General features: G+C 67.5%; 4 protein-coding genes. 3 read left to right on the forward strand and 1 reads right to left on the reverse strand.

The features are described from left to right. From I55_RS00435 to I55_RS00445, 3 genes are all read left to right on the forward strand, one after another. Positions 1-860 (forward strand): saccharopine dehydrogenase family protein (locus I55_RS00435; protein WP_044558444.1); only part of this gene is annotated, 860 nt, incomplete at its 5' end. A 29-nt stretch (positions 861-889) separates the two neighbouring features. Further along, positions 890-2443, forward strand: coding sequence for an aldehyde dehydrogenase family protein (locus tag I55_RS00440; RefSeq protein ID WP_252180959.1), 1554 nt, complete (start codon positions 890-892; stop codon positions 2441-2443). Between the two features lie 275 nt (positions 2444-2718). Then, entirely contained in the window at positions 2719-3372 is a 654-nt protein-coding gene (locus I55_RS00445; protein WP_044558443.1) for an invasion associated locus B family protein, read from the forward strand. Positions 3373-3465: 93 nt separating this feature from the next. Here I55_RS00445 and I55_RS00450 read toward each other — a convergent pair whose 3' ends face one another. After that, the gene (locus I55_RS00450; protein ID WP_049973697.1) at positions 3466-4818 is read right to left on the reverse strand and encodes a polysaccharide lyase family 1 protein; all 1353 of its coding nucleotides are present in this window, start codon (positions 4816-4818) and stop codon (positions 3466-3468) included. Between the last annotated feature and the right edge of the window lie 268 nt (positions 4819-5086).

The following is a 5086-nucleotide window of genomic DNA, read 5'->3' on the forward strand; positions in this document are numbered from 1 at the left end:
CGCGGCCATCGCCCCGTTGCCACTACATGGATCTGACGGAGGACGTGGCCACACCCCCCCGGGTGAAGGAACTGGCCGCCAACGCCCCCAACGCTTTCATCCCCCAATGCGGCCTGGCGCCGGGCTTCATCTCCATCGTCGCCGGCAGCCTGGCGAAGAAGTTCGATACGCTGGAGCCCGTGCGCCTGCGCGTGGGCGCCTTGCCGCGCTATGCCAGCAACTCCCTGGGCTACAACCTGACCTGGAGCACCGACGGCGTCATCAACGAGTATTGCGAGCCGTGCGAGGCCATCGTGGAGGGCACGCTGCGCGAGGTGCCGGCGCTGGAGGAACGGGAGGAGTTCTGGCTGGACGGCGTGCCCTATGAGGCGTTCAACACCTCCGGCGGCCTGGGCAGCCTGGCGGAGGTGCTGAAGGGCAAGGTTCGCACCCTGAACTATAAGACCATCCGCTATCCCGGCCATTGCCAGCTGATGAAGACGCTGCTGAACGACCTGCGCCTGCGTGACCGTCGCGACCTGTTCAAGACCGTGCTGGAGGGGGCGCTGCCCGCCACCCTGCAGGACGTGGTGGTCATCTTCGTCACCGTCAGCGGCATGCTGGATGGCCAGTTGACTCAGGAAAGCTATTCCAGCCGCGTCTTCGGCGACTATGCCCACGGACGCCAGCGCACGGCCATCCAGACCACCACCGCGGCCGGCATCTGCGCCGTGCTGGACATGCTGGCCGAGGAGCGCCTGCCGTCCCATGGCTTCATCCGGCAGGAGGATATCGCGCTGGAGGATTTCCTGGCCAACCGCTTCGGCCGCGCCTATCAGGGGGCGGGCCCGGTGGACCAGGTGGTGGCGCGCGTCGCCTGAGCCGGGCGGTCGGATAAATAAGAAGCAGCATGAGGGACGAAGCGATGACGACCGTGGGCGAAACCCGGGATGACATTCTGGCGGTGCTGGACCGGCTGGGCGTGGATGCGTCCGTGCTTTCGGGCGGCGACATCGGGGCGCGCAGCCCCATCGATGGCGCTGAGGCGGGCCGGGTCAAGGCCCTGTCGGCCGCCGACGTGGATGCGCTGGTGCGCCAGGCCCATGCCGCCCACCTGGAATGGCGCGCGGTGCCCGCACCCCGGCGGGGCGAACTGGTGCGCCTGTTGGGGGAGGAACTGCGGGCCGTGCGCACGGATCTCGGCCGCCTGGTGACGCTGGAGGCTGGCAAGATCCTGTCCGAAGGCCTGGGCGAGGTTCAGGAGATGATCGACATCTGCGACTTCGCCGTCGGTCTTTCGCGCCAGCTGTACGGCCTGACCATCGCGACGGAGCGGCCGGGCCACCGTCTGATGGAAACCTGGCATCCCCTGGGCGTCTGCGGTGTCATCAGCGCCTTCAACTTCCCCGTGGCGGTGTGGTCGTGGAACGCGGCCCTGGCGTTGGTCTGCGGCAACAGCGTCATCTGGAAGCCATCGGAGAAGACGCCGTTGACGGCCATCGCCGTCCAGGCGGCCTTCGACCGCGCCGCCGCCAGGTTCGGGGCCAATTCTCCCCATGGGACCCCGGCGGGTCTCTCCATCCTGGCACAGGGGCATGCCGATGTGGGGCAGGCGCTGGTGGACCATCCGCTGGTGGCGCTGGTGTCGGCCACCGGCTCTACCCGCATGGGGCGGGCCGTGGCGCCCCGCCTGGCGGCACGTTTCGCCCGCGCCATCCTGGAACTGGGCGGCAACAACGCCGCGATCGTGGCGCCGTCCGCCGACCTGGAATTGGCGGTGCGCGGCATCGCCTTCGCCGCCATGGGCACGGCCGGCCAGCGCTGCACCACCCTGCGCCGCCTGATCGTGCACGAGGCCGTGGCCGACCGCCTGCTGGACCGGCTGGCCAGTGCCTATCGCAGCGTCAAGATCGGCGACCCGCGCGAGGCCGGTACCCTGGTGGGCCCGCTGATCGACAAGGCCTCGTATGAGGCCATGCAGAAGGCGCTGGCCGCCGCCAAGGACGCCGGCGGCACCGTCATCGGTGGGGAGCGGGTCGATGTCGGCTCACCCGACGCCTACTACGTCCGGCCAGCGCTGGTAACCCTGCTGGACCAGGCGGGGCCGATGTTGGAGGAAACCTTCGCTCCCATTCTCTATGTCGTGCGCTACCGCGACCTGGACCAGGCCATCGCGCTGCAGAACGGCGTGGCCCAGGGACTGGCGTCCAGCATCTTCACCACCGACATGCGGGAGGCGGAGACCTTCATCAGTCCCGCCGGGTCTGACTGCGGCATCGCCAATGTCAACCTGGGCCCTTCAGGCGCCGAGATCGGTGGCGCCTTCGGTGGCGAGAAGGAGACGGGCGGCGGGCGCGAAGCCGGGTCCGACAGTTGGAAGGCCTATATGCGTCGGGCCACCAACACCATCAACTACTCCACCGCCCTGCCGCTGGCCCAGGGCGTGAAGTTCGATATCGGCTGATGCCGCGATTCGATGACGGCGGTGCTCGGGGTGTCGGCAGGATGACGCGGTGAAGGCCCGTTGCTGACCATTTGTGACCGCGCGGGTATCCGAGTATTGCCCGGTGGGCGAGCATATCCGGATGCGTCCTTTCGATGCGGTGATCTGGTGGACTAGCGGTTGACCAGGTGCCGGGATGTCTTTCACAATCCCGCGCCTGATCGGAGTCGCAGGGGATGGGGCGCCGTGGCATCCGATCCGTCCAATTCCGCGCCATANACAGAAAAAGCATACCTATGACCAATAAAGAGGATCCGGCGTCCGCCACCACCAGCGGTTCGCGCACGCCCCTGATCGTGATCGGCCTGCTGCTGTTGCTGGGGCTGCTGACGGCCGGCGGCATCATGCTGTACCAGCGCCACAAGGCGGCCGCGCCCAAGCCGGCGTCCGCCGCCGCCGATGCCCAAAAGCCGGCGGGGCCGCCTTGGGCCAAGAGCTGCGCCAAGGACCAGGCGGGCAACGATGTTTGCTATGTCGAGCAGTTCGCCATCGCCAACCCGGGCAACACCATCGTGCTGCATGTCCAGATCGGCTACATGGCCGCGGACGGCAAGCCAGTGCTGGTCATCACCGTGCCACTGGGGACACCGGTGCAACCCGGCCTGCAGTTGACGCTGGACGGGGCCAAGCCCATCGCCCTGCCGTTGACCCTGTGCCAGGCCGGCGGCTGCATCGCTTCCGCCAACCTAGACGCGGATGTGCTGAAGCAGTTCACCACCGGCAAGGTGCTGATGGTGCGTTATGCCAAGCCGGACAAAACGGCCATGGACGTGCCGGTGCAGTTGGGCGGCCTGGCCCCCGCGTTGCAAAGCCTGGGCGCTCCGCCGACGCCGAAGCCGGCCGAGGCGCCCAAGGCGGCCGACAAGCCGGCGGAACAGCCGAAGAAGTGATGCGGCCGCCGGCTGACGGCCGGCGCGGATGAAAAGAAAAGGGCGGCGCACCCAGGGAAGCGCCGCCCTTTGTCTTTTCGAGCCGGTTTGGGCTCAGGTTCCACGGGCCTTGGACTTGGCGTCCAGCGCGGTGGCGGTGCGGGGCGTCATGTCGTCCAGGTTCCAGTCGGCCGGGTTGAACGGGCGGGAGGTCGGCTTCTCATTGGGATAGCCATGGACGTCGTCCTGGCTGTTGATGATCTCTCCCCGGCCTTCGGCCACGTCGGCCAGCAGGCGGACATCGTCGTAGTCGCGATCCCAGGGGCGGGCGCCGGCGTTGTGCAGCACGGACTTCTGTACCTCCGCCGCGGAGATCGGCTCCAACCCTTCCGGCCAGAGCGGCGCCTTGGCCATCTCGATCACCTTGGCCGGGGACGTGGTGTAGCGCCCCATCAGGGGTAGCGGCTCGCCCGCCCGATCCACGGCGATGTTGTCCTTGCCGTAATACTCCAGGTCGCCATAGCCGCCGATCTCCAGGAAGGCCAGGGGCGTGGGCGTGGAAGGACCGGCGCGCAGCACGTTGCCCACCGCCGCCATCTGGCCCACCTGGTAGGGGTGGTCGCCCCATTCCTCGGCCTGCAAATTGTAGTGCACGGCGCGCTGGCCGGGGTCGTAGATCAGGTTGTTGACGATGACGCCGTGGACGCCGCCCTTGAACAGGGGGCTGCGCTCCACGTTGTGGGCGTACAGGTTGCCGACGATCAGGATGTCGGTGATGTTGTCGTGGATCAGCGATCCCTTGGAATGCTCGATCTTGTAATGGGTGGCCCGGGCCAGGCCCTCGGCGATGATGTTGTTGGAATAGGTGATGCGGTGGCTGGTGTTCTGCCGCCATTCCTCTGGCGTGTCGCCCTTGAAGCGGGGGCCGGAGGCTGACAGGTTCTCATCCGTCGCCCAGGTCAGGCTGCAATGGTCGACGATGACGTTGTAGGCGGCGCCCATGGTGCTGAGCGCGTCTTCCTCCCAACCGCTTTTCTTGGGCGCGCCGGCGTCGCCCACGCGGATGCGGATATGCTGCATAACCACGTCATGGGCGCTCACATCCATGCCGCCGCGGATCAGCGTGATCCCGGGGGAGGGGGCGGTCTGCCCGGCGATGGTGACGAAGGGCTCCTCCAGCTTGATGGTCTTCTGGTTCAGGTCGATGACGCCGCCGACCTCGAACACGATGATGCGCGGCCCCTTAGTCTCGATCGCCTCGCGGAAGGATCCGGGGCCTTCGCTGTTCAGGTTGGTCACCTTGATGATCTTGCCACCGCGCCCGCCGGGCGTGTGCGCCGCCCAGCCCTGGGCGCCGGGGAAGGCTAGGGCGTCCGCCTTCCCGGCGGCGCTGGCGCTGTTGTCGGCCACACTGCTGAGGGCCAGCAACGTGGCCATGGCGGTGGTGGCCAGAATGCGTCTGATCAACGGTCTATCCTCCCAGGATTTGTTATGGCGAGGATGGGCCGGGCACTGGTGCCGCGCCAGTCCCATCCGTCGGCGTCCATAAATGACACCGGTTTCCTAATGGGGCAAGGGGGCTGTTCCGGGGGTGCGGCGGAATGACGCCAGACCGCCAGTCCCGCTGTGCGCCCAGTGTGTCAAATCCCTTTTGCGGCGGCGGCCACGACGCGGCATGCTAGGAGATGGACGGGGCTTCCGGCGGAAGCCCCAGAGGAAGAACGAAAAGAAGAAC

This window comes from Azospirillum sp. B4 (genome assembly GCF_000333275.1).
GTDB lineage: Bacteria > Pseudomonadota > Alphaproteobacteria > Azospirillales > Azospirillaceae > Nitrospirillum.